This is a genomic window from Hymenobacter caeli (genome assembly GCF_013294115.1).
GTDB classification, from domain to species: Bacteria; Bacteroidota; Bacteroidia; order Cytophagales; family Hymenobacteraceae; genus Hymenobacter; species Hymenobacter caeli.
This window is the reverse complement of the sequence record NZ_JABSNP010000002.1, coordinates 187,863-213,787: the sequence shown is the minus strand read 5'-3', so window position 1 is coordinate 213,787 and position 25,925 is coordinate 187,863. Positions and strand designations below refer to the sequence as shown.

General features: G+C 66.8%; 21 protein-coding genes and 3 tRNA genes. 14 read left to right on the top strand and 10 right to left on the bottom strand.

What is annotated here, in order from left to right; all coding sequences use genetic code 11:
• Positions 1 to 69 precede the first annotated feature (69 nt).
• Positions 70 to 144 (bottom strand) — tRNA-Arg (locus HNP98_RS02620).
• Here HNP98_RS02620 and HNP98_RS02615 point away from each other — a divergent pair.
• Positions 145 to 513: a hypothetical protein gene (locus HNP98_RS02615; RefSeq protein ID WP_173808496.1), complete on the top strand. Its 369-nt coding sequence runs from the start codon at positions 145 to 147 to the stop codon at positions 511 to 513. It begins immediately after the preceding tRNA gene.
• Positions 514 to 540: 27 nt separating this feature from the next.
• On the opposite strand, the gene HNP98_RS02610 is transcribed toward HNP98_RS02615, so the two are convergent.
• Positions 541 to 614, bottom strand: a tRNA-Pro gene (locus HNP98_RS02610).
• 227 nt (positions 615 to 841) lie between these two features.
• On the opposite strand from HNP98_RS02610, the gene HNP98_RS02605 reads away from it, so the two are divergent.
• Together HNP98_RS02605 and HNP98_RS02600 are read left to right on the top strand one after the other, a co-directional pair.
• Positions 842 to 1,594: a ferritin-like domain-containing protein gene (locus tag HNP98_RS02605; RefSeq protein WP_173808495.1), complete on the top strand. Its 753-nt coding sequence runs from the start codon at positions 842 to 844 to the stop codon at positions 1,592 to 1,594.
• A 42-nt stretch (positions 1,595 to 1,636) separates the two neighbouring features.
• Positions 1,637 to 2,599: a ferritin-like domain-containing protein gene (locus HNP98_RS02600; protein ID WP_173808494.1), complete on the top strand. Its 963-nt coding sequence runs from the start codon at positions 1,637 to 1,639 to the stop codon at positions 2,597 to 2,599.
• Between the two features lie 57 nt (positions 2,600 to 2,656).
• Here the strand turns inward: HNP98_RS02600 and HNP98_RS02595 are convergent, their stop codons facing one another.
• Entirely contained in the window at positions 2,657 to 3,301 is a 645-nt protein-coding gene (locus HNP98_RS02595; RefSeq protein ID WP_173808493.1) for a T9SS type A sorting domain-containing protein, read from the bottom strand.
• A 221-nt stretch (positions 3,302 to 3,522) separates the two neighbouring features.
• Positions 3,523 to 3,610, bottom strand: a tRNA-Ser gene (locus HNP98_RS02590).
• Between the two features lie 146 nt (positions 3,611 to 3,756).
• Between HNP98_RS02590 and HNP98_RS02585 the strand changes: the two genes are divergently transcribed.
• From HNP98_RS02585 to HNP98_RS02535, 11 genes are all read left to right on the top strand, one after another.
• A complete protein-coding gene (locus tag HNP98_RS02585; RefSeq protein WP_173808492.1) occupies positions 3,757 to 4,734 on the top strand; it encodes a VWA domain-containing protein in 978 nt (325 codons plus the stop codon).
• Positions 4,735 to 4,962: 228 nt separating this feature from the next.
• Entirely contained in the window at positions 4,963 to 5,991 is a 1,029-nt protein-coding gene (locus HNP98_RS02580; RefSeq protein ID WP_173808491.1) for a hypothetical protein, read from the top strand.
• Positions 5,992 to 6,061: 70 nt separating this feature from the next.
• Positions 6,062 to 7,243, top strand: coding sequence for an acetyl-CoA C-acyltransferase (locus HNP98_RS02575; protein ID WP_173808490.1), 1,182 nt, complete (start codon positions 6,062 to 6,064; stop codon positions 7,241 to 7,243).
• A gap of 139 nt (positions 7,244 to 7,382) precedes the next feature.
• Positions 7,383 to 8,819 (top strand): toxin-antitoxin system YwqK family antitoxin, encoded by a 1,437-nt coding sequence (locus tag HNP98_RS02570; RefSeq protein WP_173808489.1) that lies wholly within the window; start codon positions 7,383 to 7,385, stop codon positions 8,817 to 8,819.
• A 592-nt stretch (positions 8,820 to 9,411) separates the two neighbouring features.
• A complete protein-coding gene (locus HNP98_RS02565; protein ID WP_173808488.1) occupies positions 9,412 to 11,883 on the top strand; it encodes an outer membrane beta-barrel protein in 2,472 nt (823 codons plus the stop codon).
• Between the two features lie 176 nt (positions 11,884 to 12,059).
• Complete coding sequence (locus HNP98_RS02560; protein ID WP_173808487.1) at positions 12,060 to 13,745, top strand: M28 family peptidase; 1,686 nt, start codon at positions 12,060 to 12,062, stop codon at positions 13,743 to 13,745.
• 132 nt (positions 13,746 to 13,877) lie between these two features.
• Complete coding sequence (gene hisS, locus HNP98_RS02555; protein ID WP_173808486.1) at positions 13,878 to 15,344, top strand: histidine--tRNA ligase; 1,467 nt, start codon at positions 13,878 to 13,880, stop codon at positions 15,342 to 15,344.
• Between the two features lie 33 nt (positions 15,345 to 15,377).
• Positions 15,378 to 16,439, top strand: coding sequence for an aromatic amino acid lyase (locus tag HNP98_RS02550; protein ID WP_173808485.1), 1,062 nt, complete (start codon positions 15,378 to 15,380; stop codon positions 16,437 to 16,439).
• A gap of 53 nt (positions 16,440 to 16,492) precedes the next feature.
• Positions 16,493 to 18,514 carry a gliding motility-associated C-terminal domain-containing protein gene (locus tag HNP98_RS02545; protein ID WP_173808484.1) on the top strand — a complete coding sequence of 674 codons (2,022 nt, stop codon included), beginning with the start codon at positions 16,493 to 16,495 and terminating at the stop codon, positions 18,512 to 18,514.
• A gap of 212 nt (positions 18,515 to 18,726) precedes the next feature.
• A complete protein-coding gene (locus tag HNP98_RS02540) occupies positions 18,727 to 19,329 on the top strand; it encodes a TlpA family protein disulfide reductase (RefSeq protein ID WP_217425625.1) in 603 nt (200 codons plus the stop codon).
• A gap of 145 nt (positions 19,330 to 19,474) precedes the next feature.
• Positions 19,475 to 20,356: a sugar phosphate isomerase/epimerase family protein gene (locus HNP98_RS02535; RefSeq protein ID WP_173808483.1), complete on the top strand. Its 882-nt coding sequence runs from the start codon at positions 19,475 to 19,477 to the stop codon at positions 20,354 to 20,356.
• A 159-nt stretch (positions 20,357 to 20,515) separates the two neighbouring features.
• On the opposite strand, the gene HNP98_RS02530 is transcribed toward HNP98_RS02535, so the two are convergent.
• The 6 genes from HNP98_RS02530 to HNP98_RS02505 are packed head-to-tail and all read right to left on the bottom strand — an operon-like array spanning position 20,516 to position 25,895.
• Positions 20,516 to 21,304 (bottom strand): 3-keto-disaccharide hydrolase, encoded by a 789-nt coding sequence (locus HNP98_RS02530; protein WP_173808482.1) that lies wholly within the window; start codon positions 21,302 to 21,304, stop codon positions 20,516 to 20,518.
• A 40-nt stretch (positions 21,305 to 21,344) separates the two neighbouring features.
• Positions 21,345 to 22,217, bottom strand: coding sequence for a sugar phosphate isomerase/epimerase family protein (locus HNP98_RS02525; RefSeq protein ID WP_173808481.1), 873 nt, complete (start codon positions 22,215 to 22,217; stop codon positions 21,345 to 21,347).
• Between the two features lie 42 nt (positions 22,218 to 22,259).
• Positions 22,260 to 23,147, bottom strand: a complete 888-nt coding sequence (locus HNP98_RS02520; protein WP_173808480.1) for a hydroxypyruvate isomerase family protein — start codon at positions 23,145 to 23,147, stop codon at positions 22,260 to 22,262.
• Between the two features lie 49 nt (positions 23,148 to 23,196).
• Positions 23,197 to 23,670 (bottom strand): c-type cytochrome, encoded by a 474-nt coding sequence (locus tag HNP98_RS02515; protein ID WP_173808479.1) that lies wholly within the window; start codon positions 23,668 to 23,670, stop codon positions 23,197 to 23,199.
• Positions 23,671 to 23,683: 13 nt separating this feature from the next.
• Complete coding sequence (locus HNP98_RS02510) at positions 23,684 to 24,736, bottom strand: sugar phosphate isomerase/epimerase family protein (RefSeq protein ID WP_173808478.1); 1,053 nt, start codon at positions 24,734 to 24,736, stop codon at positions 23,684 to 23,686.
• A 7-nt stretch (positions 24,737 to 24,743) separates the two neighbouring features.
• Positions 24,744 to 25,895 carry a Gfo/Idh/MocA family protein gene (locus tag HNP98_RS02505; RefSeq protein ID WP_217425624.1) on the bottom strand — a complete coding sequence of 384 codons (1,152 nt, stop codon included), beginning with the start codon at positions 25,893 to 25,895 and terminating at the stop codon, positions 24,744 to 24,746.
• Positions 25,896 to 25,925: the final 30 nt, after the last annotated feature.

Here is a 25,925-nt window from a genome sequence, read left to right as displayed (position 1 = left end):
GCTTTGATTTCAAACCGAGACTAGCTGTTTGGATTTGCTGCCCCAAAACAGGCTGTTTCCCCTTTAATTTGGTAGCCCTGCCAAGAATCGAACTTGGAACCACTGCTTAGAAGGCAATTGTTTTATCCATTAAACTACAAGGCCATGAAACAATGTATTGACTGCAAACAGTTTAAAGAAGTGGCTGATTTTTATAAATCTGCCACGCACTCGCAGGGGGTCATGGTTTATTGCCGCAAGTGTTTTAATACCCGCTGCCAGCAACGGTGGATAAAGCGCAAAATTGACGCAATCCAGCACTTAGGCAGCCAGTGCGAAGACTGCACCGTTCATATCCGCGACAGTCATTACGCCGTGTTTGAATTCCATCACCGCGACCCAGCCCAGAAGGACGTGGACTGGTCTAAGTTGAGGCTCAAGTCGCTGGCCGCAATTCACGGCGAACTGAAGAAATGTGCGTTACTGTGCGCGAATTGTCATCGCATCAGGCACGCAATTTCGCTGGGCAGTTAAGTCAGCGGGTTAGTGCTAAAAAATATGTCGGGGTGGCAGGATTCGAACCTACGACCTTCTGCTCCCAAAGCAGACGCGATACCGGGCTACGCTACACCCCGAAAATACCCGCAGCGCCAGTTAAAGAATAACTCTACCTGATGCCCCTGGCCCGGCAAAGGTACGGCGGAAAGCCGGATACGCAATGCCAGGGGCCAGCAGAGCAAAGAGGGGATACGGTAGGTGTTTACCCGGATGTTGGTTGTATTACTACTGATTTTCTGGTAATCAACCGAATGAGCGTGGGCAAAATGCGTATCGAGGGCACGTTTCACATTTTATTTTTCTTATGTCCTCCCATCTTTCTTCCCTTCCCAAAGTGCCCGAGACGGATGCTCCGGGCCTGTTGGCGCCGGTGCCCCGGCGGTCGTTTCTACGTTATTCCGGGGCCGGCCTGGCGCTGGGCGGCCTTTACCTGGCCGGCTGCTCAAAAGACGACACCAACTCGCCCAGCGGCGGCTTCATCGACGTGGGCAGCGGCGATACCGGCATCCTGAACTACGCTTACGCCCTGGAGCAGCTCGAGGCGGCGTTCTACACCCAAGTGGTGGCCAATTCCTACTACACCGGCACGGCGTCGGCCGCCGAGAAAGCCATTTTCTCGGACTTGAAGGACCACGAAATCATCCACCGCGAGTTTTTCAAGCAAGCCATCACCACGGGCCGCATCACTGACGCATTGGTGCCCGACTTTTCGGGCATCGACTTCATGCAACGCACCACGGCCTCGGGCTCGACCAAGCTGGGTGTGCTGAACGCGGCCATGGCTTTTGAGGACCTGGGCGTGGCGGCTTACAACGGGGCCGGCCGGTTTATTACCAGCGCAGACTACCTCACGCTGGCCGGCAAAATCGTGTCGGTGGAAGCCCGCCACGCGGCAGTCATTCGGGAGTTGATAACCACCAACACCTTCGTGGCCAATGACGTGGTGGACACGATGGGTACGGGCGAAGAACGCTCGAAGCGCCCGCAGGTGGTGCTGGCCACGGCCAACAACTTCTTGGCCGCCGGCTCCAAGCTCAGCGCTAACAGCTTCGCTTAGGACCCCGGCACCTCCCTCCCATTCTTTAAATTTTGCTTTCTCATGGACTTACTTCAAATTATTGATGACATCGCCAAGGCCGACGGCGGCGAGGTATACGACCGGTTCAATCCGCGCCGGGCGGCATTCCGCAATCTGGTGGGCTTCGGCAAAAAGGTATCGGCGGCGGCCCTGCCCCTGGCCGTAAGCACGCTTTTTACCAAAGCTTACGGCCAAACCAGCACATTGCCCCAAGTCGTAATCGACACCCTCAACCTGGCTTTGCAGCTGGAGTACTTGGAAAAATACTATTACCAAACGGCGCTAGCCTCGAACATTCTCAATACCGAGCAGTCGGGGGCCATCACCATCATCCTCAACGACGAGAACCTGCACATCAGCACGCTGCGCAGCGTACTGGGCACCGCAGCTATTGCCGACCCCACGCGGGCGGGCTACGACTACACGGGCTCGCAAAACCGGACCCGCACGGCGCTGTTCCCGACGCTGGGCGGCACGACGGCCCCCAACGCGGGCAATTTCACCAGCGTGTCGGACTTTCTGATGGTGGGCCAGCAGTTTGTAGATACCGGCGTGCGGGCCTACAAGGGCGGTGCGGCCAACCTCATTTCCCAGAAAGACATTCTGGAGGCGGCCCTCAACATCCACTCGGTGGAGGCCCGGCACTCGTCGCGCATCCGCTCGCTGCGGCGCGGCGGCATCCAAAGCCCCACTTCGGCCACGCCCAAGAGCTGGATTACGCCCGATGAAACGCCAGCCACCCCGCCGCTGCCCAACAACAACGTGAGCGGCGCCCCCAGCACCGTAGGGCCTTACAACGCGGGAGCCAGCGCCGCTTACCCAGCGGAAAGCAACACCACCCAGGCGGGCTTAAGCGTGCAGGCCATAACCGGTGTCACCTCTTCCACCGCCGGAGCCGAAGCCTTCGACGAGCCCCTGGACGCGGCCACGGTGAAGGCCATTGCCAAGAACTTCGCGGCCAACCCCGCCGCGCTGTTCAACTAACCGCCGCTACGCACAATTAAAAAAGCCCTGCTGGACCAGCAGGGCTTTTTTGGCTCTTTATTCCACCACCCAACGGGCCGTGCGGCTGCCGCTGCGGACCACGTACACCCCCGGCGGCAGGCCGGCGGCCAGTGCGGCCGTGCCGGTAGCATCGGCCATAGCTGCGGCCACGCGGCGGCCCCGGGCGTCGAACACCTGCACCGCCGCCCCGGACGGGGCCCCGGTGAGCGTGGCGGCGGCGCTGGCGGGGGTGGGATACACGCGCAGGCCAGTGGCCGCCGGCGCGATGGCCACCGGGCGCACGAGCGAGTAATGGCTCGTGCCGTCTTGGTCCACCTGCCGCAGGCGGTAGTAGAGCAGGGCGGCCCCGGCCGGCAGGGCGACGTCCGTCAGGCCGTAGGCGTGGGCCGTAGCCGAGGTACCCGCCGCCGCTACCTGCCCCACGGGGGCGTAACGCGTGCCGTCGGTGCTGCGCTCCACGGCAAAGTAAGCGCTGTGGGTCTCCGAAGCCGTGGCCCAGGCCAGGCGCACGGTGGCCGGCGCTTCGGCCACGGCCGTAAAGCTGACCAGTTCCACCGGCAAAGGCACGTTTACAGGTAACGACACCGCTAAGTCGCGGATTTCAAAGTTGAACGATGTGCTGGCGGGCACGGTGTTGCCGAGCCGCTTGGCCAGCCCGGTGGCCAGGTCCAAGCGGTACACGTTGCGGGCGCGGCTGCCGGCGGGTGGCAGGCGGGGCCCGGGCCACGGAGGCGCAACCTACCCTTGGCTTGGGCCGAAAACCACGCCCGGGGCCCCGTAAGACGCCCGTTTGCGTCGCCTGCCTTGCCCAGCCAGCGGGCAGCAACGGCCACAAAACCCGCGGCAGTCCGGCCCCTGAAAAGCAAAAGCCCCGCTTCCGGGGAGGAAACGGGGCTTTTCGGTGGAGAGAGGGGGATTCGAACCCCCGGTAACCTTTAGAGCTACGGCAGTTTAGCAAACTACTGGTTTCAGCCACTCACCCATCTCTCCAATTGGCTGGACGCTTCCGTCCGAAGCGGCTGCAAATATACGGGCCGGGCGGAAAAACCCGCGGGGCGGGGCCAAAAAAATTATCTTTGGCCTTGCGCCGGGCGGGGCCCGGGGCCGTTGTTTTTCGCTATTTCCTTCGCCACGACTTGCTTACCTGGGCATACCCCTATTTTGAGCTGCCGCTGGCCGCCGCCGCGCTGGCCCTACTGCTGGTGCTGGCCTACGTGCTGCGCACCGGGCGGCTGGCGCGGGCCCTGGGGCGGCGGGCGGGCCGCCTAGCCTGGAAGCTGCCGCTACGCCTGCCGGCCGGGGCGCTGCTGCTGCTGGCCTGGCTGGGCCCGGCGCGGGGCGTGAGCCCGCAGCCCGTGCGCACCGCCGGCAAGGACCTGTGGCTGGTGGTGGACGTGTCGCGCTCGATGGACGCGCCCGACGTGGCCCCCAGCCGCCTGCTGCGGGCCCAGGCCGAGCTGCAAACCCTGGTGGAGCACTTCCCCGCCGACCGGCTGGGGCTGGTGGTATTCGGCAGCCAGGCGGTGGTGCAGTGCCCGCTCACCTACGACCAGGAGGCCGTGCAGACGTTCCTGAACACGCTCAGCACCAGCCTGCTGCCGCCGGGCCCCACGGCTTTGCGCGTGCCCCTGGAGCTGGTGCTGGCGCGGCTGGCCCCGGCCCCCGGCGGGGCGGGCGGGCCCGGCCGCGCCACGGCCGTGGTGGTGGTGAGCGACGGCGAGGACTTCGGCGAAAACCTGGAGCCCCCGCTGCGGGCCCTGGCCCGCAGCGGGGCCCGGGTATTCGCGGTGGGCGTGGGCACGGCAGCCGGGGCCCGGCTGCCGTTGTCCGGCGGGCGGCTGGTGCGCGACGCCGCCGGCCGGCCCGTCACGAGCCGCTTGCGCGAAGCCCCGCTGCTCCAGCTCGCGGCCCAGACCGGCGGCCAGTACGTGGCCCTGAACGACCGCCAAAACGGCTTCCCGGCCCTGCTGGCCGATCTGCGGGCCGTGCAAGGCCCCACCGAGCAGGTGCGCACCGTGGCCGTGGCCGACAACCGCTACCGCCTGCCGCTGGGCGTGGCCCTGGTGCTGCTCGCGCTGGACGTGGCCCTTACGGTGGTCGTCATTCGGCCGTAAATTTGGCCGGTAGAAATGCCGCAGCAGGTACCGGGCATCAACAGTGAGCCGGCTTGACCTTATTCGTAGCTGCGAAATCATTGGTTGGTGGTTGTTATTTAAAACATAAATTATTGGTTATCAGGTGTCAACGAACGGTTGACATCTGATAACCCGTTTATTTTTACACGACTAATTTAGGAATGCCGTTCGGCAGGCCCGCCCCCGGGCGCCAGGCACTGAAACCCCATGACCAAGCCGCTGCTGCTTCTTTTGCTGCTGACGCCGCCCGCGTGGCGCGAGCTGACGTGGGTGCGCGACCGCAACGCCGCCGCCGCCGCCGGGCAGGCCGCCTACGCCCGGGGCGATGCCGACGGCGCAGCCCGGGCCTTTGCCACGGCGGCGGCCACCAACCGCGCGGCGGCCGGCGCGGCGGCCCTGCGCCTGAACCTGGGCCACGCCCAGCGCCGGGCCGGGCAATTGGCCGCCGCCCGCGCCACCTATGGGCTGCTGCTCGACGCCGGCGTGCCGCCGCCCATCGGCAGCGTGGCCCGGCAGCAGCTGGCGGTGCTGGCCGCCGGGGCCGGCGAGCTGGCCCCGGCGCTGGGCCTGCTGCGCCAGGCCCTGGTGCTGGACCCCGCCAACGCCGGGGCCCGCTACGACTACGAGGTGCTGAGCGCCTACCTGGCCCACCACCGCGCCACGCCCCAGCTGGGCCCGCCGTCCGCCGCCCCCGGCCCGCCACCCGCCGCCAAAAAGCCCGTCGCGGCCGGCCCCTCCCCCAACGGCCGGCCGGTGCCGACGGCCGGTAACCAGGCCGGCAACGCCCAACCCGGCCTGGCCCCCGACCCCAACCAGCCCGCGGCCGCGCCCGGCGGGCCGCCCCAGTCGCGGCCCGACGCGGCCGGGGCCCCCGATGCCCAGCGCCCCACCGCCCGGCCCGGCGCGGCCGCCACCGGCCGCCGCGCCCCCGCGACGGCCGGCGCCGCCGGCCCGGTACCCACCGGGGGCCAGCCCGGCGGCAGCCAGGGCCTGGGCGACGCGGCGGCCCCTGGGCCAGCCGACCCGGCGGGGCGCGGCGGGGGCCCCGGCACCGACACCGCCCGCGCCACCGATGCCCGGCTTCAGACGCAGCGCGAGCGGCTGAAGGCCATGAGCCTGTCGCCGGGCCAGGCCCAGCAGCTGCTCGACGCGCTGCAAGCCCAGGAGCAGCAGTACCTGCAACAGGTGCCGCGCCGCCCGGGGCCCGCCGCCCGCCGGGGCCAGCCCACCTGGTGAGGGCCGGAGGAGGCGTACTTTTACCGCAGTTTCTGATACTTTTTTCCCACCCCCGTTTGTTGTTGAAACCATGCAGATTAAGGAAGTTGTAATTGTGTCGGCGGTGCGCACCCCGATTGGCTCGTTTGGCGGGGCCCTGGCCTCGCTCACGGCCGTGGAACTGGGCGCCATTGCCCTGAAAGGCGCGTTGGACAAGGCCGGCGTGGCCGCTTCCGAAGTGGAGCAGGTGATTATGGGCAACGTCATCTCGGCCAACCTGGGCCAGGCCCCGGCCCGCCAGGCGGCCAAAAAAGCCGGCCTGCCCGACACCGTGGAGTGCACCACCGTGAACAAGGTGTGCGCCTCGGGCTCGAAGGCCATCATGTACGCGGCCCAGGCCATCATGCTGGGGCAGGCCGAAGTGGTGCTGGCCGGCGGCATGGAAAGCATGAGCAACGTGCCCTACTACCTCGACAAGGCCCGCTTCGGGGCCAAGTACGGCCACGGCCAAATGATTGACGGCCTGATGAAAGACGGCCTCTGGGACCCCTACCACGACTACGCCATGGGCGTGGCCGCCGACCACACGGCCCAGCACTACGGCATCACCCGCGCGCAGCAGGACGAGTTTGCCCGCGAGAGCTACACCCGCAGCGCCAACGCCGCCAAAGCCGGCAAAAAGAAAGACGAAATCGTGCCCGTCACCATCGAAAGCCGCGGCAAAACGACCGTGGTGGACGACGACGAGGAGTACACCAAGGTGCAGTTCGAAAAGCTGGCCGGCCTCAAGCCCGCCTTCGGCAAGGAGGGCACCGTGACGGCCGCCAACGCCTCGACCCTCAACGACGGCGCGGCCGCCGTGCTGCTGATGAGCCGCGAGAAAGCCGACGCGCTGGGCATCAAGCCCATTGCCATCGTGCGCGGCTTCGCCGACGCCGAGCAGGCCCCGGAGTGGTTCACGACCTCGCCCGCGCTGGCCATTCCGAAGGCCCTGAAGCACGCCGGTATCGACGCCAAGGACGTGGACTTCTATGAAATCAACGAGGCGTTCTCGGTCGTTTCGCTAGCCAACAACCAGCTGCTCAAGCTCGAAGGCACCAAGGTGAATGTGTACGGCGGGGCCGTGAGCCTGGGCCACCCGCTGGGGGCCTCGGGGGCCCGCATCGTGACGACGCTGCTGAACGTGATGCGCAACGAGGGCGGCAAAATCGGCGTCACGGGCATTTGCAACGGCGGCGGCGGGGCCTCGGCCATCGTGCTGGAGGCCGTGTAGCGCCAAGTTTCGCCAAGTTTAAAAAAGAAGTTTCGCAGAGGAAGCCCTATCTGGGGGCCCCTTTGCGAAACTTCTTTTTTTTAAAACTTAGCGAAACTTGGCGCGAAATTTAATAGCTACCCCGTCCGTTCTTTCGCCCATGAAATACCTGCTCATTGCCTTTGCCCTGCTTGCCCTACCTGCCCACGCCCAAAAACTCAAGCGGTTCGTGACCTATTACGACTCGACCAAAACCGCTAAGCGCGAGGTATATACGGCCGTGGTAGCCGGCGACACCGTGCCCCAGGGCACCTACCGGCGCTACTACCGCGGCGGCCAGCTGGAGCAGCAAACCAGCTTCCGGGCCGGCAAGCGCGACTCGGCCTACGTCGAGTTTCACCCCGGCGGCACCCGGCGGCTCGAAACCACCTACCGCGACGGCGTGCGCCAGGGCCCCTTCAAAACGTACTACGAAAACGGCAAGGTGGCCCAGGAAGGCAGCTTCGACAACGACGAGCCCAGCGGCGAGCTGACCTACTACCACCCCACCGGCGCGGTGAAGCTGAAAACCACCCTCGCCAAGGGCCAGCCCAACGGCACGATGCACGAGCTGTACGCCGACGGCAAGCCCCAGGCCGACATCACCTACCAGGACGGGCAGCCCGAGGGCGCGGTGAAATTCTACTACGCCAGCGGCCAGGTGCAGAGCGAGGGCACCCTGCACAAGGGCCTGCTCGCGGGGCCCTACAAAACGTATTACCCCACCGGCCAGCTCGAAACCGAGGTGCTGGCCGACGCCAGCGGCCGCGGCCGCTACCGCAGCTACTACCCCAGCGGCAAGCTCCAGACCGAGAGCACCTACGCCCCCGCCCCGGTGGCGCAGCGCCCCGTGCGCAACCCCCTCGGCGACGACCTGGCCAAGCGCGTGGCCCCCGCCACCAGCGGCACCGCCAACCTCGACGGCCCCGCCACGAGCTACTACGAAAACGGCCAAATCAAAAGCAAAACCACCTACCGCCTGGGCACCCCCACCGGCCGGGCCCAGGAGTTTTCCGACGCCGGCCAGCTGACCGAGGAAACCGACTACGCTAACGCCGGGCGCGACCGCAAAGTGACGCGCTACGGCCCCGGCGGCCCCCTGCCGCTGGCCGAGGAAACCTACAAGAACAACCGCCCCGCCGGCACCTGGCGCACGTTTTTTCCCGGCAGCAAGCAGGTGCAGCGCGTGGCGCTGTACAACCCGGCGGGCAAGCTGGCGGGCGAGCAGCTCACTTACTTTGCCGACGGCAAGGTGGCCAGCCGGCTGGTCTGCGAGAACGGCTTCATCACCGGGCTGGGCACCGAAAACTACCCCTCGGGCAAGCTACGGGCCGAAACCACGTATGCCCACGGTCTCAAGGCCGGGCCCTACCGCGAGCTGCGCGAAGACGGCACGCTGGCCGTACGCGGCACGTTTCGCAACGGCAAGGAAACCGGCGTGTGGTCGTATCTCGGGGCCGATGGCGTGAAGGTAGAGAGCCGCAAAACCTTCCAGAACGGCCTGGAAGTGGCCCCCGGCACCAAAGCCCCGGGGCGGCCCGCACCGCGCAAGAAGTAGGGGCCCCGCGCCGCCAGGGCACTTTGAACCGCCGGACTGTGCAGTCCGGCGGTTTTTTTATGCGCTTTGGGCGGGGGCTTTGTAACGAAACGCCGGGCCGGCGGGTACCCGCCGGCGAAATGCTTCCAGGTCACCCCCTGGCTGTGCTCGGCATGAAGGTCTAGTTTTTTTGGTTCAAGAACAAATTTACTGTGTGATTGTGACCGGCGCAAGCAGCCAAAAAAGGCCGAGTTCCGGGCAACCGCTGGTCGAATGCGTGCATCTAAGCGGTTGAAAATTCGGCAAATGAATATTCTGATAAAAATTTTATAGCTGATTATCAGCGCGTAAGAAGATTTTTATTCAAACTAACAGGCATTTATTACATTAGTACCTTGCATCACAAAGTACCTACCATACCTTTGTTCTGTCGATGGCCTAGTACCTGTTGACGCTGAGCAGCCAATCGGGCTGCCGACCGGGCGGCGGTTTGCCGCCCGCCTTTCTCCCTAACCCGGCGCCGCTACTGGCCCCGGCCCTCACCCCAGCGGAACCGCGGCCGCTGCCGGACCCAGGGCCACTTCGGTAGCGCGCCCGCCCCAACTCACTCACCATGAAATTCTTGCCTTGCCTCAGCCAGCCCTTGCGGGGCCTGGCCCTGCTCCTTACGGCCCTGCCCCTGGGCCTCCACGCCCAGCAAACGGGCCCGGCCCAGGTCAGCGGCACCGTGCAGGAAGCCGCCGGCGGCCAGCCCGTGCCGTTTGCCGACGTGCTGCTGCTGCGCGCCGCCGATTCGACGCTGGTGACCGGCACTCAAACGGGCCTGGACGGCACGTTCCGGGCCGAGCACCTGGCCCTGGGCCGCTACATTCTGCGGACGCAGGCCCTGAACTTCAAGCCCCAGCGCCGGGTGCTGGCCCTGACGGCCGAGGCCCCGAGCGTGGCCCTGGGGCCCCTGCGGCTGGCCGCCGCCGCCACCCAATTGGGCGAAGTGCGGGTAGTGGCCCAGAAAGCTATTGTGCAGCAGGAGCTGGGCAAAACGGTGATTAACGTGGAGAAAGACCTGAGCAGCGTGGGCGGCACGGCCGTGAACGTGCTGCAAAACGTGCCCTCCGTGGCCGTGGACGCCACCGGCACGGTAAGCCTGCGCGGCTCGAGCAACCTGACCATCCTGATTGACGGCAAGCCCGCCGGCACCGGCAACGGGGGCCCCGGCCCGCGCCTCGACCAGATTCCGGCTTCGCAGATTGCCCAGGTGGAGGTGATGACCAACCCGTCGGCCAAGTACGACGCCAGCGGGGCCGGCGTCATCAACATCATCACCAAGAAGGACAAAAAAGAGGGCTGGAACGGCCAGGCGGCCCTGAACGTGGCCAACGGCGACAAGTACGCCCCCAGCCTGAGCCTGAGCCGCCACCACGGCAAGGCCACCTGGAACCTGGGCTACGACGGCAACGACCAGGTGTACCGCACCCGCACCAGCAGCACCCAGACGGCCCGGCTGCCCGACGGCACCGGCCTGTTTACCACCCAGGCCGGCCAGGGCCGCCAGCGCAACCGCAACCACGGCCTCAGCCTGGGCCTGAGCTACGACCTGACCCCGGAGCAGACCCTGAGCGTGAGCGTGCAGCCGCACCTGGAGCACCAGACGGAAACCGACAACCAGGTGCTGACCCAGCAAACGGTGGGCGCGCCCGCCGTGACCACCCAGTACGGCCAGGAGCTGGCCGACGTGAACGTGAAGGTGCTGGAAACCTCGGCCGACTACCGCCGCACCTACGCCGCCCACAAGGGCCGCGAGCTGACGGCCAACGCTGGCGCGGTGCTCATCAGCGCCACCATTCCGGTGACGCAGACGCTGACCGGGGGCCCCGCGCCCGCCGGCTTCCGGCAGGACCAGCGGGTGGACGCCCAGATTTATTTCGGGCAGGCGGACTACACCCGGCCCACCGCCGGCGGCAAGGGCAAGCTCGAAACCGGCCTGAAGCTGGTGGGCAGCCGCAACAGCGGCAGCACCGCCATGCAAGTGCCGGGCACGGACGGCGAGCTTCTGCCCGACGCCGCCCACTCGTTCGACTACCGCTTCACGCAGGTGCTGCCGGCGGCCTACGCCACCTTCTCGCAGCAGCTCAGCCACGGCTGGAGCGCCCAGGGCGGCCTGCGCACCGAAGCTACCTTCCTGAACGGGGGCCTGACCGACGGCCGGGCCAGCGTGAACCGGAGCTACGTGAGCCTCTTCCCGAGCGCCACGGTGGCCCGCGAGTTGGGCAAAGAGCCCGGCCAGAACCGCCTGCAGTTCAGCTACGCCCGCCGCCTGAACCGGCCCGACTTCATGCAGCAGCTGCCCTTGCAGCTCTACCAGGACCCGCGCAACTACCGCCAAGGCAACCCCGCCCTGCTGCCCGAATTCAGCCACAACCTGGAGCTGGGCCACCAGCTGAACCTGGCGGGCGGGGCCAGCCTCACGAGCACCGTGTTTGCCCGCTTCACCCAAAACGCCATCCAGCGGGTGCGCAGCATCGACACGCTGGCCACCCGCACCGCCAACGTGGGCGTGGTGACCCAGGAAACGTACCTCAACTACGGCAACACCGCCAACCTGGGCCTGGAAATGACCTGGGCCCAGCCCCTGACGAAGTGGTGGCGCGTGTCGGCCAGCGGCTCCGTCTACCGCAGCCAGATTGCCACCAACGCGGCCGACGCCGCCAACCGCTCGGCCCTGGCCGGCACCGCCCGCCTGGCCAACAACTTCACGCCCCGCAAGGGCCTCGACGTGCAGCTCACGGGCAATGTCCGCTCCACGGTGCTCACCGCCCAGGGCCGCCAGCTGCCCACCGGCGGCCTCGACCTGGCCCTGCGCCAGCAGCTGTTTCAGGAACGCGCGGCCCTCACTTTCCGCGTGAGCGACCTGCTCAACACCCAGGTGCGCCGCACCGAGCTGGCCACGCCGGAGCTGCAAACCAGCCTCTACAACAAGTACGAAACGCGCGTGGCGTGGCTGGGCTTCACCTGGTACATCGGGGCCAGCAAGCCCGGCAAAAAGATTGACAACGCCCCCAGCGGCGGCGGCGGGTTTGGGGGCTAAGGGCCCGGCTGCCCAGCGCGGCTCCCGCTGCGTTTTGGCGGGCAGCAGTAATGAGTGCGAGTGGGCCGCTTTTACGGTTCCTGGGCCCGCGCCCGCCCTTCCGGCCCCCGTCTGCTTCGTCGTTCCGGGCCTGGCTTGTACTTTTCGCCGACGATAGCACCTTTTTTCTTTCACCCATGCTGAAACCCATTTACCTGGCCGCCGCCCTGGCCCTCACCGCCGGGGCCGTGGCCGCCCAGGTGCCCACCGGCAAAATCAAAGTGAAGGCCAAGCCCGGCCGGGCCAGCGCCGCGCCGCCCGCCGCGCCCGCGCCCCCGGCGGCCCCCACCGACTGGTCGCTGCCCTACGCCGCCGCCATCACGCCCGACGGGCTGAAGCAGGACCTCTCGGTGCTGGCCTCGGATGCCTACGAAGGCCGCGAAACCGGCCAGAAAGGCCAGAAAATGGCCGCCGACTACCTCGCCAAAGCCTTCGCGGCCGACGGCCTGGCGGGCCCCGTGCCCGGCTCCGACAACCCCTACATCCAGCACTTCCAGATGAACCGCGTGCGCGTGGACCCGGCCACGTCGGTGCAGGTGGGGGGCAAAACCTACGCGCTGGGCAAAGATTTTTACGCCATCGTGGACGGCACGTTCGCCACGGCCACGCCCGTGCAGCCCGTGTTTGCCGGCTACGGCATCCAAACCGCGGGCTACGCCGACTTCGCCGCGCTGGGCGACTTGAAGGGCAAGGACCTGGTGATGCTGCTCGGCGAGCCCCTCGGCCCGAAAGGCCAGCCCCTGCTGCCGGGCAAAGACGGCAAGCCCAGCCCGTACGGCACGCCCGGCTTCCCCGAGCTGATGGCCCGCACGCCGGCCATCCGGCCGCTCATGCCGCGCTCCACCTTCTTCGTCGAGCCCACGGCCGAGGCCTTCGCCGCGGCCCCCAAGCTGTACCAGGGCCTGCTGGGCCGCGAGCAGCTGGCCTTCGCCGACGCCGCGCCGCGCCGGGGCCAGAACCTGTTCATCGTGTCGCCCGAGATGGGCGCGGCCCTGCTCGGCACCAAGCCCGCCGGCCTGGCCAAGTACGCCAAGGCCGTGGCCCAGGCCGGCAAGCCGGTGGCCTCGCCTTTCAAGCCCGCCACCGCCACGGTGCAGGCGCCGCAGAAGAAGGAGCCGTTCACGACCGAAAACGTGCTGGGCTACCTCGAAGGCACCGACAAGAAGGACGAAATCGTGGTCGTGTCGGCCCACTACGACCACCTCGGCACCAAGGACGGCGTGGTGTACAACGGGGCCGACGACGACGGCTCGGGCACGGTGAGCGTGCTGGCGATGGCGCGGGCCTTCACCCAGGCCAAAAAAGATGGCCACGGGCCCCGACGCAGCGTTTTATTTCTGGCCAACACGGGCGAGGAAGAGGGCCTGCTGGGCTCGCAGTACTACACCGACCACCCGGTGTTTCCGCTGGAAAATACCGTCACCGACCTCAACATCGACATGGTGGGCCGCGTGGACAGCGTGCACCTGGGCAAGGGCGACTACGTGTACCTGGTGGGCGACGACAAGCTCAGCTCCGAGCTGCACACCCTGAGCGAGGCCACCAACCAGCAGTACAACCCCGTGGCCCTCGACTACAAGTACAACGACCCCGCCGACCCCGAGCGCATCTACTACCGCTCCGACCACTACAACTTTGCCAAGCACAAGGTGCCGGTCATTTTTTACACCAGCGGCCTGCACCCCGACTACCACAAGCCCACCGACGACGTGGACAAGATTGACTTCCCGGCCATGGCCCGCCGCGACCAGCTCATCTTCCACACCGCCTGGGCCCTGGCCAACCGCGACGCCCGCGTGGTGGTCGATTCGGCCAAGCCGTAGGGCGGTGAATAACCGCAATGCGCCGAATTGATGTAGCATTGGGCCGGAGAAACGAAGGGCGGCCGCTGGGCGCGTTCGTCGTTTCTTCGGCCCAATTTTGCATTAGGCCCCGCCCGTACCTTTGCGGCCGTAATGGAAAAACCCAGCATCCCGCAAGGCACCCGCGATTTTGGCCCGGCCCAGGTGGCCCGCCGCCAGCACATTTTCGGCGTCATCCGGCGCACGTTCGAGCAGTTCGGCTACGCGCCGATTGAAACCCCCACCCTGGAGAACCTCTCGGTGCTGACCGGCAAGTACGGCGACGAGGGCGACCAGCTGCTGTTTAAAGTGCTGAATTCGGGCAACTTCCTGGTGAAGGAGCGCCGCGGCGAAATCACCCCGAACGTGACCCCGGAGGACCTCGCCGCCGGGCCCCGCGCCGTGCTGCCCAAAATCGCCGAAAAAGGCCTGCGCTACGATCTCACGGTGCCCTTCGCCCGGTACGTGGCCATGAACCGAAACACGCTCGCCTTCCCCTTCAAGCGCTACCAGATGCAGCCCGTGTGGCGGGCCGACCGCCCCCAGCGCGGCCGCTACCGCGAGTTCTGGCAGTGCGACGCCGACGTGGTGGGCACCGACTCGCTGCTCTGCGAGGCCGAAATCGTGCTGATGATGGCCCAGGTGCTGAATGGATTAGGGTTGGTGGATTTTACGATTAAAATCAACCACCGCGGGGTGCTGCGCAACATTTACCAGGCCCTGGGCGGCGAGGGCAAAGAGACGGATTTGTTCGTGGCCATCGACAAGCTGGATAAAATCGGGCCCGATGGCGTGCGCAAGGAGCTGCTGGCCAAAGGCTTTCAGGACGCAACCGTCGACACGCTGTTTGCGCTGCTGGCGGTGGCGGGCAGCTACGAAGAAAAGCTGGAGCGCCTGCTGGTCGGCTTCGTGACGGCCGGCGTGGAGCCCGACGGCCAGCGCCCGGGCCCCGCCGAGCCCACCGACGACTTCGACGACTCGGCCGCGGCCTACTACCGGGGCCTGAACGAGCTGGCCGCGGTGCGCGACCTGCTCCAGGCCTCCGGCTTCGCGCAGTTCGACCGGCTCGAATTTGACCCTACCCTGGCCCGGGGCCTCAGCTACTACACGGGCTGCATTTTCGAGGTGAAAATCAACAACGTGGCGATGGGCAGCGTGAGCGGCGGCGGGCGCTACGACAACCTCACCGGGGCCTTTGGGCTGCCGGGCGTGTCGGGCGTGGGCTTTTCGTTCGGGGTCGATAGGCTCTACGACTGCCTCGAAGAGCTGGAGTTATTTCCTGAAACTACGGGCACCCTGACGCGGGTGCTGCTGGCGCAGTTCGACGCCGATTCGCTGGCGGCGGGCCTGCCCCTGCTGGCCCGGCTGCGGGCCGCCGGCGTGCCCGCCGAACTGTACCCCGACGCGGCGAAGCTCAAGAAGCAGTTCCAGTACGCCGACCAGAAGGGCATCCCCTACCTGCTGCTGGCGGGCCCCGACGAGCGGGCCGCCGGCCAGGTGAAGCTGCGCGACATGCGCTCCGGCCAGGAGCAGCTGCTTTCGGCCGAAGCGGCGGTGGCGGCCTTGGTTGGTGCGCAGTAACCGGAGCACGGCCCGCTTTTTACCGATGTTTCCATGCCCGCCCACTTGCTAGCGCCCGACGCGCCCCTTACCCTTACTACCCTGGCAGACTTGCTGGCCAGCGGCGAAACCGTAGCCCTGGCTCCCGGGGTGGCCGCCGGTTTCGCGCCCGCCGGGGCCCCTGCCCCCGCCGCCGAGCTGGATGCGCTGCGGGCCGGGGCCTGCGGCACGGGCCCTGAGGTGCCCCAGCCGTTGGTGCGCCTGATGCTGTTGTTGACCGCGCAGCAGCTGGTTAATCAGCCCGCTGGACTGGCAACGAGCACCGCCGAGCGTCTGCTGGCCCTCTACAACCGTGAGCTGCTGCCGGTGGTGTTTGAGCAGGGCGGCGACGCGGCCGCCCGGGCCCACCTGGCCCTGCCCCTGCTGGGCGAAGGCGAGGTCAACTACCAGGGTTACCGCCTGGCCACGGCCGACGCCCTGAGCCTGTTCAGCTGGGCCCCGCTGGCGCTGCGGGCCGGCGAGGCCGCCGCCCTGGGGCGCGGCGCGCCGCTCGCGCTGGCCTACGCCGTGGACGCCCTGCTGCGCACGCGGCGGCTGCTCGGGGCCGTCCCGGTGGTGCGGGCCTTGTCGCCGGACACTGCTGAAGATGCAATGGGCCCGGCAGTAGCGGCGCTGGCAGCCGCAGAGCCGGCTGTGGAGCAGGCTCTGGGGGCCGCATCGGTACCGCTGGCCCCGGCGCTGGGGCCGCTGGCGGAGGCCGTGGCCGCGCTGGGCCGGGCCTCGGCGGGCCGCACCGGGCAGTGGGCGGCGGCGCTGGGCGCTGGAGCGGCAGGGCTGGCGGCGCACAGCTTGGTGGCCAGCCAATCCATTAAAGCAGAAACAGATGTTTACGCGGCGCAGCGCACCCGCCAGCTGGTGGAAAACGCCGAGCAGCTGCTGGGTATGGAGCTGCTGGCCGCCGCCCAGGCGCGGGAAGCGGGGCCCGGGGCGGGCTCTTATACCGGGCTGCTGGCAGCGTTTCGGGCGGCGGTGCCCGCCACGGGCCCCGGCCAGGCCCCGTACCCGGCCCTGCGGCTGGCGGCGGCGTTCGTGCGCAGCCGCGCCTGGGAAGCTTGAGTAGTCCGGGTGGCCGGGCGGGGTATTGGGCCGGGCCGCACGTATTTTTGGGCATGAAGTTGACTTTCCCCAGTTCTTTTTTCCTGTTGCTTTTAGGCGCGGCCCTGGTCTTGGTCCCCGGCGGAGGTTTGGCCCAAAACTGCGCCCAGCCCCCGCCTCCCGGCTGCGGCGGCGTGCCGTTTGCCGTCGTGGACGCTGCCACCGGGCAGGAAGTGCAGGCCTTGTGCGTGGGCCGGGCGGTGCGCTTCGTGCCCTGCGCCAGCCGCAACGTGTCGGCCGACCTGACCTACTACACCGCCCTGCCGGGCACCGACGTCTACCCGCCCGGCTGCCTGATTTCGCCCACCGGGGCCAGCACCACCTACCGCTACACGCCCGCCGCCGCCGGCCCGGTCACCATCTCGGAAAACGCCAACACCGTGCTGCCCGGCGGGGGCGTGGTGGGCACCTTCTACACCCGCGTGCTCGTGGCCTCGGCCACCGTGCCGCCGCCGTTCCGCATCGACCCCTGCCCCGCCGGCTCGGCCCTGGTCACGGTGACCGACGCCGTGTACGACAGCTACACCGTGCAGGCGGGCCCCAACGGGCCCGCCGTGCCCATCCAGCGCAACCAGCCCCAAGTGGTGGCGCTGTCCTTCGGGGCCACCACCATCACCGTGACGGGCTCCTACAACCCGGCGGGCATCTGCCAGGGCACCAATACGCAGTCCATCCCCGTGCTGCCCCCCGCCCAGGTGCCGGCCCTCAACCGCCTCGCGCTGAGCGCCCCCCTGCCCGGCGGCGACGCCACCCTGGCCGTGGACCAGCTGCCGGCCGGCTACCGCTACACGTTGCAGCGGGCCCCGGCCGGCACCGCCGGGCCCTTCCAGGCCGTGGCCGACGTGCCGCCCGGCAGCACCGCCGCGGTGGTGCCCGGGGCCCTGGCCGGCGGCTACCAGCTGCTGCGCACCGACTACTGCCAGACGGGCACCGCTGTTTCGCCCGTCCGCTACACCCTGAGCCTAACCGTGGCCTCGGCCGGGGGCCGCAACCAGCTGCGGCTGGCCGACGCCAACCCCGCCCCGGGGCCCTACGCCGTGACCCGCAATGGCGTGGCCATCAGCAGCGCGGTGCCCGTAGCCGGCGGGCTCGAAGATGCCGACGTGGTGTGCGGCACCCGCTACACCTACCGCGTGAGCACCGACGGCGGGGCCGTGGTGTCCAACGAGGCCAGCCTCGTCACCAGCTCCGGCGTGGCCCCGGCCGCGCCGCTGCTCGTGGCCAGCTTCAACGCCCAGAACCTGGCGGTGCTCACGCCCGCATTGCCCGGGGGCCCCGTGCCGGCCGGCGGCAGCCTGCGCTACCGCCGCCAGCCCAGCGGCGGCCCGACTACCGATTTCCTCACCACTACCACCGGGCGGGCGGTGACGGACTCCACCGGCGGGGCCCCGGGCGCGGCGGTGGCGGCCGTGTGCTACTCGGTGCGCTTCACCGACGTGTGCGGCAATGCATCGGCCGAAAGCAACGCGGCCTGCCCGAGCATCCTCACCGCCCGGGCCCTCGACGACGACGCTAATACGGTGGGTTTGAGCTGGACGGCCTTCGCCGGGCCCGACCCGGGCCAGCCGGCCCGCTACGCGCTTCAAACTCTGGCCCCCGACGGCACGGTGCTGGCCACGGCGGCCCCCACCGCCGCGCTGAGTGCCACCGATGCCGCGCCGCCCGCCGACCGCCAGGTGCTGCGCTACCGCCTGCAAATCAGCGGGGCGGGCATTCCGGCGGGTACGTTCAGCTACTCCAGCGTGGCCCCGCTCACGCGCCGCACCCGCCTGCTGCTGCCCAACGCCTTCACGCCCAACGGCGACGGCCTGAACGACGTGTTCGAAATAAAAGGCCGGTTTTTGCAGAATTTCGTGCTGGTTATCGTGGACCGCAACGGCCAGCAGGTGTTCCGCGCCACCGACCGCGCCGCCACCTGGGACGGCACCATCAACGGCCACGCCCCCGTGAACGGCGTGTACGTGTGGCGCTTCGATCAAACCGACGAAACCGGCCAGGCCGTGCGCCAGACCGGCTCGGTCACCATATTGAAGTAGCGCCGCCGGGCCCCGGGCTGCCGGCTTTTCGCCGGCTGCCCGGTAATTGCTGCCCGGGGCCGCGAAAGTGCGCTACCGAAGCTTCCCATTATCTGAGGCCCGTTTGCAAGTCTTAGTCGTCCGACTAGCTGCAATGATTAGCGGTCAGCCGGCGGAAAAAGCCGGCAGCCCGTTCCGCTTGCCTTCCCCCTCGTCTTTTCCCAAAAACCGCCATGCACTTCTTCCGCCGCCGCCGCGCCGACCTGGGGCAGGGCTTGTTTCTGGCCGGGCTGGCCGTAGTGTTTTTCACCGACCTGAAAGCCCCGGTGGTGGGCACCTTGCAGCGCGGCCTGCTGGCCACCGGGTTTTGGCGGCCCGCGCTGCCTGCGCTACCCGGGCCGGGGCACCGCGTGGGGGCCGCCGGTGGCTTGCCCAGCGTGCCCCTGTACACCCTCGACGGCCGCCCCGCTAACCTGCGCCGCTTCGCTGGCAAAGTAGTGCTCCTCAACCTGTGGGCCAGCTGGTGCCCGCCCTGCCGCGCTGAAATGCCGGCCCTGCAACGCCTCTACGGACAGGTGGATACCGCCCGGGTGGCTTTCGTGCTGGTGTCGCTCGACGAGCAGCCCGCGCGGGCCCGCCGGGTGGTGGAGCAGGCGGGCTACACGTTCCCGGTGTTTTTTCCGGCCGCGCCGCTGCCCAAAGTATTTACCACGCGCTCCATTCCCACCACCTTCGTGCTGGCCCCCGACGGCACCGTGGCCGTCCGCACCGAAGGCATGGCCGACTACGGCACGGCCGAGTTCCGGGCGTATTTGCAGCGGCTATCCTCCGAGTAGCCCGGCCCCTTGAGCTTTTCGCGGCCACCGCGGGCAAATAGCTGCGGCTGCTTACCTTAGCCCCCACCCGTCGCTGGCTTTCGCGCTGCTGCAACCGGTCCGGCGGGCCTTCCTCGCACCTTCGCTCACTCAACCCACCCGCCCCATGCTTTCCCGCCGTTCTTTCCTGGCCTCGTCGGCCCTGCTCTCCGCCGGCCTGCTGGTCTCGCCTTCCCTGCTGGCTTACAACAAGCGCTACATCGGCCTGCAGCTGTACACCGTGCGCGAGGCGATGGCCAAAGACCCCGCCGGCACCCTGGCCCAGCTGGCCAAAATCGGCTACAACTCGGTGGAAGGCGCTACCTACACCGGCAGCCAGCAGTTCTACGGTATGACGCCCCAGGCCTTCGCCGCCCTGCTCAAGCAAAACGGGCTGATTATGCCCAGCAGCCACTACCGCCTGGGCGAAGAAATGGCCAACGGGGCCCCGGTGCCGGGCACCATGCTGCACGACTGGGACCGGGCCGTGGACGACGCGGCGGCGGCGGGCGTCAAGTACATGGTGTGCGCCTACTTGTCGGAAGCCGAGCGCGGCACCCTCGACCACTACAAGTACGTGGCCGACCAGCTCAACAAGGCCGGCGAGCGGTGCCAGAAGGCCGGCCTCCAGCTCTGCTACCACAACCACGACTTCGAGTTCAAGGCCCAGAACGGCCAGCTGCCCTACGACCTGCTGCTGGCCACCGATAAAAAGCTGGTGCAGATGGAGCTGGACCTGTACTGGGTAACCAAAGCCGGCCACGACCCGCTGGCCCTGTTCAAGCAGCACCCCGGCCGCTTCCCCCTCTGGCACGTGAAAGACATGGACAAAACGCTCCAGCAAGCCTTCACCGAAGTGGGCAACGGCAGCATTGATTTCAAAAAAATCTTCGCCCACGCCAAAGAAGCCGGCCTGCAATACTTCTTCGTGGAGCAAGACGCCACCCCCGGCTCGCCCTTCGACAGCGTCACTGAGAGCATCGATTACATCAAGAAAAACCTGGTGTAAGCGGCTTGCTTACACCCGTAATAAAACGGTCATGCTGAGCTTGCCGAAGCATCTCTCCCGCTGAGTATCCCAATCATTGGGTTACTCAACGGGAGAGATGCTTCGGCAAGCTCAGCATGACCGTTTTTATTATACGTCCCGGCGAACAACCACCCGGCCCTACTGGCCTGCGGCCGGTAATTCCCTCACCCAAATGTTGCGGTAGCTGAGGGGCTCGCTCTTGTCGCCGTGGGCTTGGAGCTTGATGGGGGCCGGGCCGTGGCGCTGGTAGCTCGGCTTGCCGATGTACTGCGTGGGGCCCAGCAGCACCGCGTTATTCTGGACCACCACGCCGTTGAAGAACACCGTAACCCGGGCCGGGGTGGCCACGGCGTCGCCCGCGCCGAACGTGGGCGCGGTCCAGATAACGTCGTAGGCCTGCCACTCGCCGGGCTTGCGGGCGGGGTTGGCCAGCGGCACGAGCTGCTTGTAAATGCTGCCCGCCATGCCGTTGACGTAGGTTTTGTTGTTGTAGGCGTCCAGAATCTGCAGCTCGTAGCCCGCGTCGCCCTTGCCCAGCGAGGCCAGGAACACGCCGCTGTTGCCCCGCGCCTGCCCGGTGCCGCTGATGTTTGCCGGCACGCGCCACTCCAGGTGCAGCTGGTAGTTGGTGAACGCCCGCTTGGTTTCGATGTTGCCCGTGCCTTTGTTCACGGTCAGGATGCCGCCGGCCACCGTCCACTTCGCCGGGGCGTTGCGGTCGTCGGCCGACACCCACTGGTCCAGGTTCTTGCCGTCGAACAGCACCAGGGCGTCGGAAGGCGCGGCGCTGGTGCCGGCCGGGGCCGGCGTCACCGCCTTGGGCACGGGCTCGTACACCTCCGTGTCTTCCGGTTTGGCGGTTTGCTGGGCGTGGGCGGCCCCGCAGCTGCCGGCCAGCAGGGCGGCCATCAGCAAGTGGCATTTCATAGGGCGGGAATTAAGTGTGGGTGGGAGTTGGAAGAGCCGGTTAGGAGAGCAGGTTTTTTTTGATGTAGGCCGCGCTTTGCGTGATGCTCTGGTAGGCGTCGATGGCAAAATATTCCTGCTCCATAAAAATGTGTTTCAGCCCGGCAGTCTTCGCGTGCTGGAAGATTTTTTTGAAGTCGATGGTACCCGCGCCAACCTCCGTATTGTGTTCGGGGTCAGCCTTTTCCATGTCCTTCACGTGCCACATGGGGAAGCGTCCGGGGTGGGCATCAATTAATTTAATCGGGTCCAGGCCGGCACGGACCACCCAGTACAAATCCATCTCGAAATCCACCAGGCCCGGGCTGGTTTCCTTGAGGAGCACCTCGTACAGCACGGCCCCGCCAATGGGCTTGAATTCGAAGTCGTGGTTGTGGTACCCCAGCTTCAGGCCCGCCGCTTTGCAGATTTCGCCCGCCTGGTTCAGCTTGGCCGCCACGGCTTTAAAATCGTCCGCCGTGGCCCGCAGCTTATCGCCCAGGTAAGGCACGACCACGTAGGTTTGGCCGCACCCTTTGGCCGCCTCAATGGCCATTTTCAACGCGTCCTGATTCCCGTCCCGAATGAAATCGTCCAGGCCGTAGTGGCCGCTGGACGTCGTCAGGCCGTGCGTTGCCAGCAGCGCCTTGAATTCTTTCGGTTTCAGGCCCCAGAAGCCGCCGTCCTTATAGCCGTAGGTTTCGACTTCCTGGTAGCCCGCTTTCGCAATCTTGGCCACCACGCCCTGCACGTCCTTGCCGATGTAGTCGCGCAGGGAGTAGAGCTGCAACCCCACTTTCAGGGCCCGGGGCGCGGCGAACAGGGCCCCCGGGTTCATCAAAGAAATGGCCGACAACAACCCGGCTTGCTTGAGGAAATCTCTTCTGTGCGTCATCGTTTTTTTTGGCGAGGTAAGCAATTAATTATTTTCTGGTAATTAAACGTCGCACAGCTGCACGGCTTTGCGCAATGAAGCCAGCTTGTCCGGCTGTTTGGGAATAAATTCCTGGGCCACGTAGCCCTTGAAGCCCGTAGCCGCAATGGCCCGCATAATGGCCGGGTAATACAGCTCCTGGGTGTCGTCGATTTCGTGGCGGCCGGGCACGCCCCCGGTGTGGTAGTGCGCGAGGTAGGGGTGGTAATCGGTGATGTTGCGGATGATGTCGCCCTCGTCAATCTGCATGTGGTAGATGTCGAAAAGCAGCTTGAAATGCTCGGAGCCCAGCTTTTTGGCCAGCGCCACGCCCCAGGCGGTGCGGTCGCACTGGTAGTCTTTGTGGTCAATTTTGCTGTTAAGCAGCTCCATCACCAGCACCACGTTGTGCTGGGCGGCCAGCTCCACCAGGGGGCGCAGGCCCTGCACGCAGTTGGCCCAGCCGGTCTCGTCGTCTTTGCCCCGGCGGCTGCCGCTGAAGCAAATTAAATTCTTGTAGCCCGCCTGCGCCACCAGCGGAATCATGGCCGAATAATTCTTTTGCAGCGTGGCGTGAAATTGCGGGTCGTTAAATCCGTCGGTCAAATTAATTTCGGCCCCGTTGCACATGGGCGAATCGAGCCCGTATTTTTTCAGCGTCGGCCACTCTTTGGGCCCCACCAAATCGATGCCTTTCAGGCCCATGCCTTTGGCGGCGGCGCACAACTGGTCGAGCGACAAATCGTTGTAGCACCAGCGGCACACCGAATGGTTGATGTTATTTTTCAAGGCGCCGGTTTCCAAGGGTTTAGCCAATGGCGCGAAAGCGCTGAGGGCCCCGGCGGCCCCGGCGGCGGCTGTGCCGGCCAGCACGTTTTTGAGGGCGGTGCGGCGGCTGTGGCGTTCGGTCATGGCGAATTAATTAGCAAGCATCTCAATAAATACGGCCGGCCCGAATTAATTATTTCAGGCTCAGGATATATTTCGTCATTTCCTTGGCGTCGCCCACCGACAAGCCGGGGTGCGGCGTCATGGGTATTTCGCCCCAGTGGCCTTTGCCGCCCGAAATTATTTTGCCCGCGAGCATGGCCACGTTGGCTTCGGTGGCCGGGTATTTCTGGGCGATGGCCACGTAGGCGGGGCCCACCAGTTTTTCACGCTCTTTGTGGCAGCCGACGCAATCGGAGGCCGCCATCAGCTTGGCCCCCACGGCCACGACGCCCCCGGTGTGCTCGGTGCCTATTTTGGAAACGCTGGTATCGGCCTGGAGCTGGTGGTCCACGGCGGAAACATTCGACGCCGTGGCACTGTCGCCAGTCAGCTCGGCCGAGGAGGCAGCTTTTACGCTGGCGTCGGTGGCCGCTTCTTTTTTAGCCCCCGATTCGCAGGCGGCGAGCAGGGCACAGAATCCGAGGAGCAAGGCAATTTTTCTCATGGGAGCGAGGCGGTTATAATCCGAGCAAGGTGCGGTTGAAATTGGCGTCCGGGGCGGTGGCGGCGAAGTCGTCGAAGGCCTTGTCGGTGACGCGGATGATGTGGTCCTGGATGAAGCGGGCCCCCTCGCGGGCCCCGTCTTCGGCGTTTTTCAGGGCGCACTCCCACTCCAGCACGGCCCAGCCGGGGAAGTCGTACTGGGCGAGCTTGCTGAAAATGGCCTTGAAATCGACCTGCCCGTCGCCGAGCGAGCGGAAGCGCCCGGCCCGGTTCAGCCAGCTCTGGTAGCCGCCGTACACGCCCTGGCGGCCCGTGGGGTTGAACTCGGCGTCCTTGACGTGGAACATCTTGACTCGCTCGTGGTAAATGTCGAGGTAGGCCAGGTAGTCCAGGCATTGCAGCACGAAGTGCGAGGGGTCGTAGAGCAGGCAGGCCCGCGGGTGCTGGTCCACCTGGTCCAGAAACATTTCATACGTCACGCCGTCGTGCAGGTCTTCGCCGGGGTGGATTTCGTAGCACAGGTCCACCCCGCAGCGGTCAAACTCGTCCAGAATGGGCCGCCAGCGGCGGCCCAGCTCCGCGAAACCTTCCTCAACCAGGCCCGTCGGGCGCTGGGGCCAGGGGTACACCATCGGCCAGAGCAGGGCCCCGCTGAAGGTGGCGTGCGCCGTTAGCCCCAGGTTTTGCGAGGCCCGCGCCGCGTACTTGAGCTGTTGCACGGCCCACTGCTGGCGGGCCCCCGGGTTGCGGCGGTAGGCCTCGGGCGCGAAGCCGTCGAACAGCTGGTCGTAGGCCGGGTTCACGGCCACCAGCTGGCCCTGCAAGTGCGTGGACAGCTCGGTGATTTGCAGGCCGGCCGCGTTCACAACGCCCTTAATCTCGTCGGCGTAGGTTTGGCTCTCGGCCGCTTTTTGCAGGTCGATGAAGCGCGGGTCGAGGGTCGGCAGCTGCACGCCCCGGTAGCCCAGGCCCTGGGCCCAGGCACAAATGGACGCCAAGCTGTTGAACGGGGCCTGGTCGCCGATGAACTGGGCGAGGAAGATGGCGGGCCCCTGGAGGGTGGTCATAAGCGAATCAGACGGTGAAATCGGTCCATTTTGTATCCGAGCGGCCCGAGGCGATGACGTTCTCAATAAAGGCCATGCCGCGCACGCCCTCCGCGATGCTCGGGAAGTCGAGGGCTTCGGGCGAAGCGGGGTGGCCGGCCAGGTCGGCTTGCAGGGCCAGGGCGAAGTTGCGGTAGAGGTTGGCAAAGGCCTCGAGGTAGCCTTCGGGGTGGCCGGCCGGGGTGCGGGCGTTGTGCCGGGCGAAGGAGCCGACGTAGCCGGTGCCAGTGCGCCGAATCTCGGCGGGCCGGTCCAGCCACTTCACCAGCAGCGTGTTGGCGTCGGCCTGCTGCCATTCCAGCCCCCCCCGGTCGCCGTACACCCGGATGCGGACGTTGTTTTCCTCGCCGGCGGCCACCTGCGTGGCCACCAGCACGCCGCTGGCCCCGTTGCCGAGCCTGAGCAGCACGGCCCCGTCGTCGTCGAGCCGGCGGCCGGCCACCACCGTGTTGATGTCGGCGCAGAGCTGCGTCACTTCCAGGCCCGCCACGTACTCCAGCAAGTTGAAGGCGTGGGTGCCGATGTCGCCCATCGCCCCGGCCGCGCCGCTCCGGGCGGGGTCGGTGCGCCAGGCCGCCTGCTTGTTGTCGCCGCCCTCCTCAAAGGCGCTGAGCCAGCCCTGCGGGTACTCGACGTACACTTTGCGGACGGCCCCGAGGGTGCCGGCGGCCACGAGCTGCCGGGCCTCCTTCACCATCGGGTAGCCGGTGTAGGTGTGCGTGAGGAGCAGCCGCCGGCCGCTGGCGGCGGCAATTTCCCGGAGCTGCCGGGCCTCGGCCAGCGAAAACGTCATCGGCTTGTCGAGGATGACGTGGAAGCCGGCTTCCAGGGCCCGCCGGGCCGGCGCAAAGTGCAGGTGGTTGGGCGTGACGATGGCCACGACCTGCACCCGCTCGGAGGCGGGCAATTGCAACTCCCCCGCAATCAGCGCTTCATAGGTGGCGTACACGCGGTCCGGCGCGAGGCCGAGGAGCACGCCCGTGGCCCGCGATTTTTCGGCGTCGCTGCTGAAGGCCCCGGCCGTCAGCTCGTACAGCCCGTCGAGGGCGGCGGCCATGCGGTGGATGCCCCCGATGAAGGCCCCCTGCCCGCCGCCAATCATGCCCAGTCGTAATTTCATGCGATAGTATTTTAGCTGTTAGCTATTGGC

Excerpts from the sequence above, each read along its gene's own strand:
- HNP98_RS02615 (WP_173808496.1), top strand. The coding sequence starts at position 145 with ATGAAACAATGTATTGACTGCAAACAGTTTAAAGAAGTGGCTGATTTT.
- HNP98_RS02605 (WP_173808495.1), top strand. The coding sequence starts at position 842 with ATGTCCTCCCATCTTTCTTCCCTTCCCAAAGTGCCCGAGACGGATGCT.
- HNP98_RS02600 (WP_173808494.1), top strand. The coding sequence starts at position 1,637 with ATGGACTTACTTCAAATTATTGATGACATCGCCAAGGCCGACGGCGGC.
- HNP98_RS02580 (WP_173808491.1), top strand. The coding sequence starts at position 4,963 with ATGACCAAGCCGCTGCTGCTTCTTTTGCTGCTGACGCCGCCCGCGTGG.
- HNP98_RS02575 (WP_173808490.1), top strand. The coding sequence starts at position 6,062 with ATGCAGATTAAGGAAGTTGTAATTGTGTCGGCGGTGCGCACCCCGATT.
- HNP98_RS02570 (WP_173808489.1), top strand. The coding sequence starts at position 7,383 with ATGAAATACCTGCTCATTGCCTTTGCCCTGCTTGCCCTACCTGCCCAC.
- HNP98_RS02565 (WP_173808488.1), top strand. The coding sequence starts at position 9,412 with ATGAAATTCTTGCCTTGCCTCAGCCAGCCCTTGCGGGGCCTGGCCCTG.
- HNP98_RS02560 (WP_173808487.1), top strand. The coding sequence starts at position 12,060 with ATGCTGAAACCCATTTACCTGGCCGCCGCCCTGGCCCTCACCGCCGGG.
- hisS (WP_173808486.1), top strand. The coding sequence starts at position 13,878 with ATGGAAAAACCCAGCATCCCGCAAGGCACCCGCGATTTTGGCCCGGCC.
- HNP98_RS02550 (WP_173808485.1), top strand. The coding sequence starts at position 15,378 with ATGCCCGCCCACTTGCTAGCGCCCGACGCGCCCCTTACCCTTACTACC.
- HNP98_RS02545 (WP_173808484.1), top strand. The coding sequence starts at position 16,493 with ATGAAGTTGACTTTCCCCAGTTCTTTTTTCCTGTTGCTTTTAGGCGCG.
- HNP98_RS02540 (WP_217425625.1), top strand. The coding sequence starts at position 18,727 with ATGCACTTCTTCCGCCGCCGCCGCGCCGACCTGGGGCAGGGCTTGTTT.
- HNP98_RS02535 (WP_173808483.1), top strand. The coding sequence starts at position 19,475 with ATGCTTTCCCGCCGTTCTTTCCTGGCCTCGTCGGCCCTGCTCTCCGCC.
- HNP98_RS02530 (WP_173808482.1), bottom strand. The coding sequence starts at position 21,304 with ATGAAATGCCACTTGCTGATGGCCGCCCTGCTGGCCGGCAGCTGCGGG.
- HNP98_RS02525 (WP_173808481.1), bottom strand. The coding sequence starts at position 22,217 with ATGACGCACAGAAGAGATTTCCTCAAGCAAGCCGGGTTGTTGTCGGCC.
- HNP98_RS02520 (WP_173808480.1), bottom strand. The coding sequence starts at position 23,147 with ATGACCGAACGCCACAGCCGCCGCACCGCCCTCAAAAACGTGCTGGCC.
- HNP98_RS02515 (WP_173808479.1), bottom strand. The coding sequence starts at position 23,670 with ATGAGAAAAATTGCCTTGCTCCTCGGATTCTGTGCCCTGCTCGCCGCC.
- HNP98_RS02510 (WP_173808478.1), bottom strand. The coding sequence starts at position 24,736 with ATGACCACCCTCCAGGGGCCCGCCATCTTCCTCGCCCAGTTCATCGGC.
- HNP98_RS02505 (WP_217425624.1), bottom strand. The coding sequence starts at position 25,895 with ATGAAATTACGACTGGGCATGATTGGCGGCGGGCAGGGGGCCTTCATC.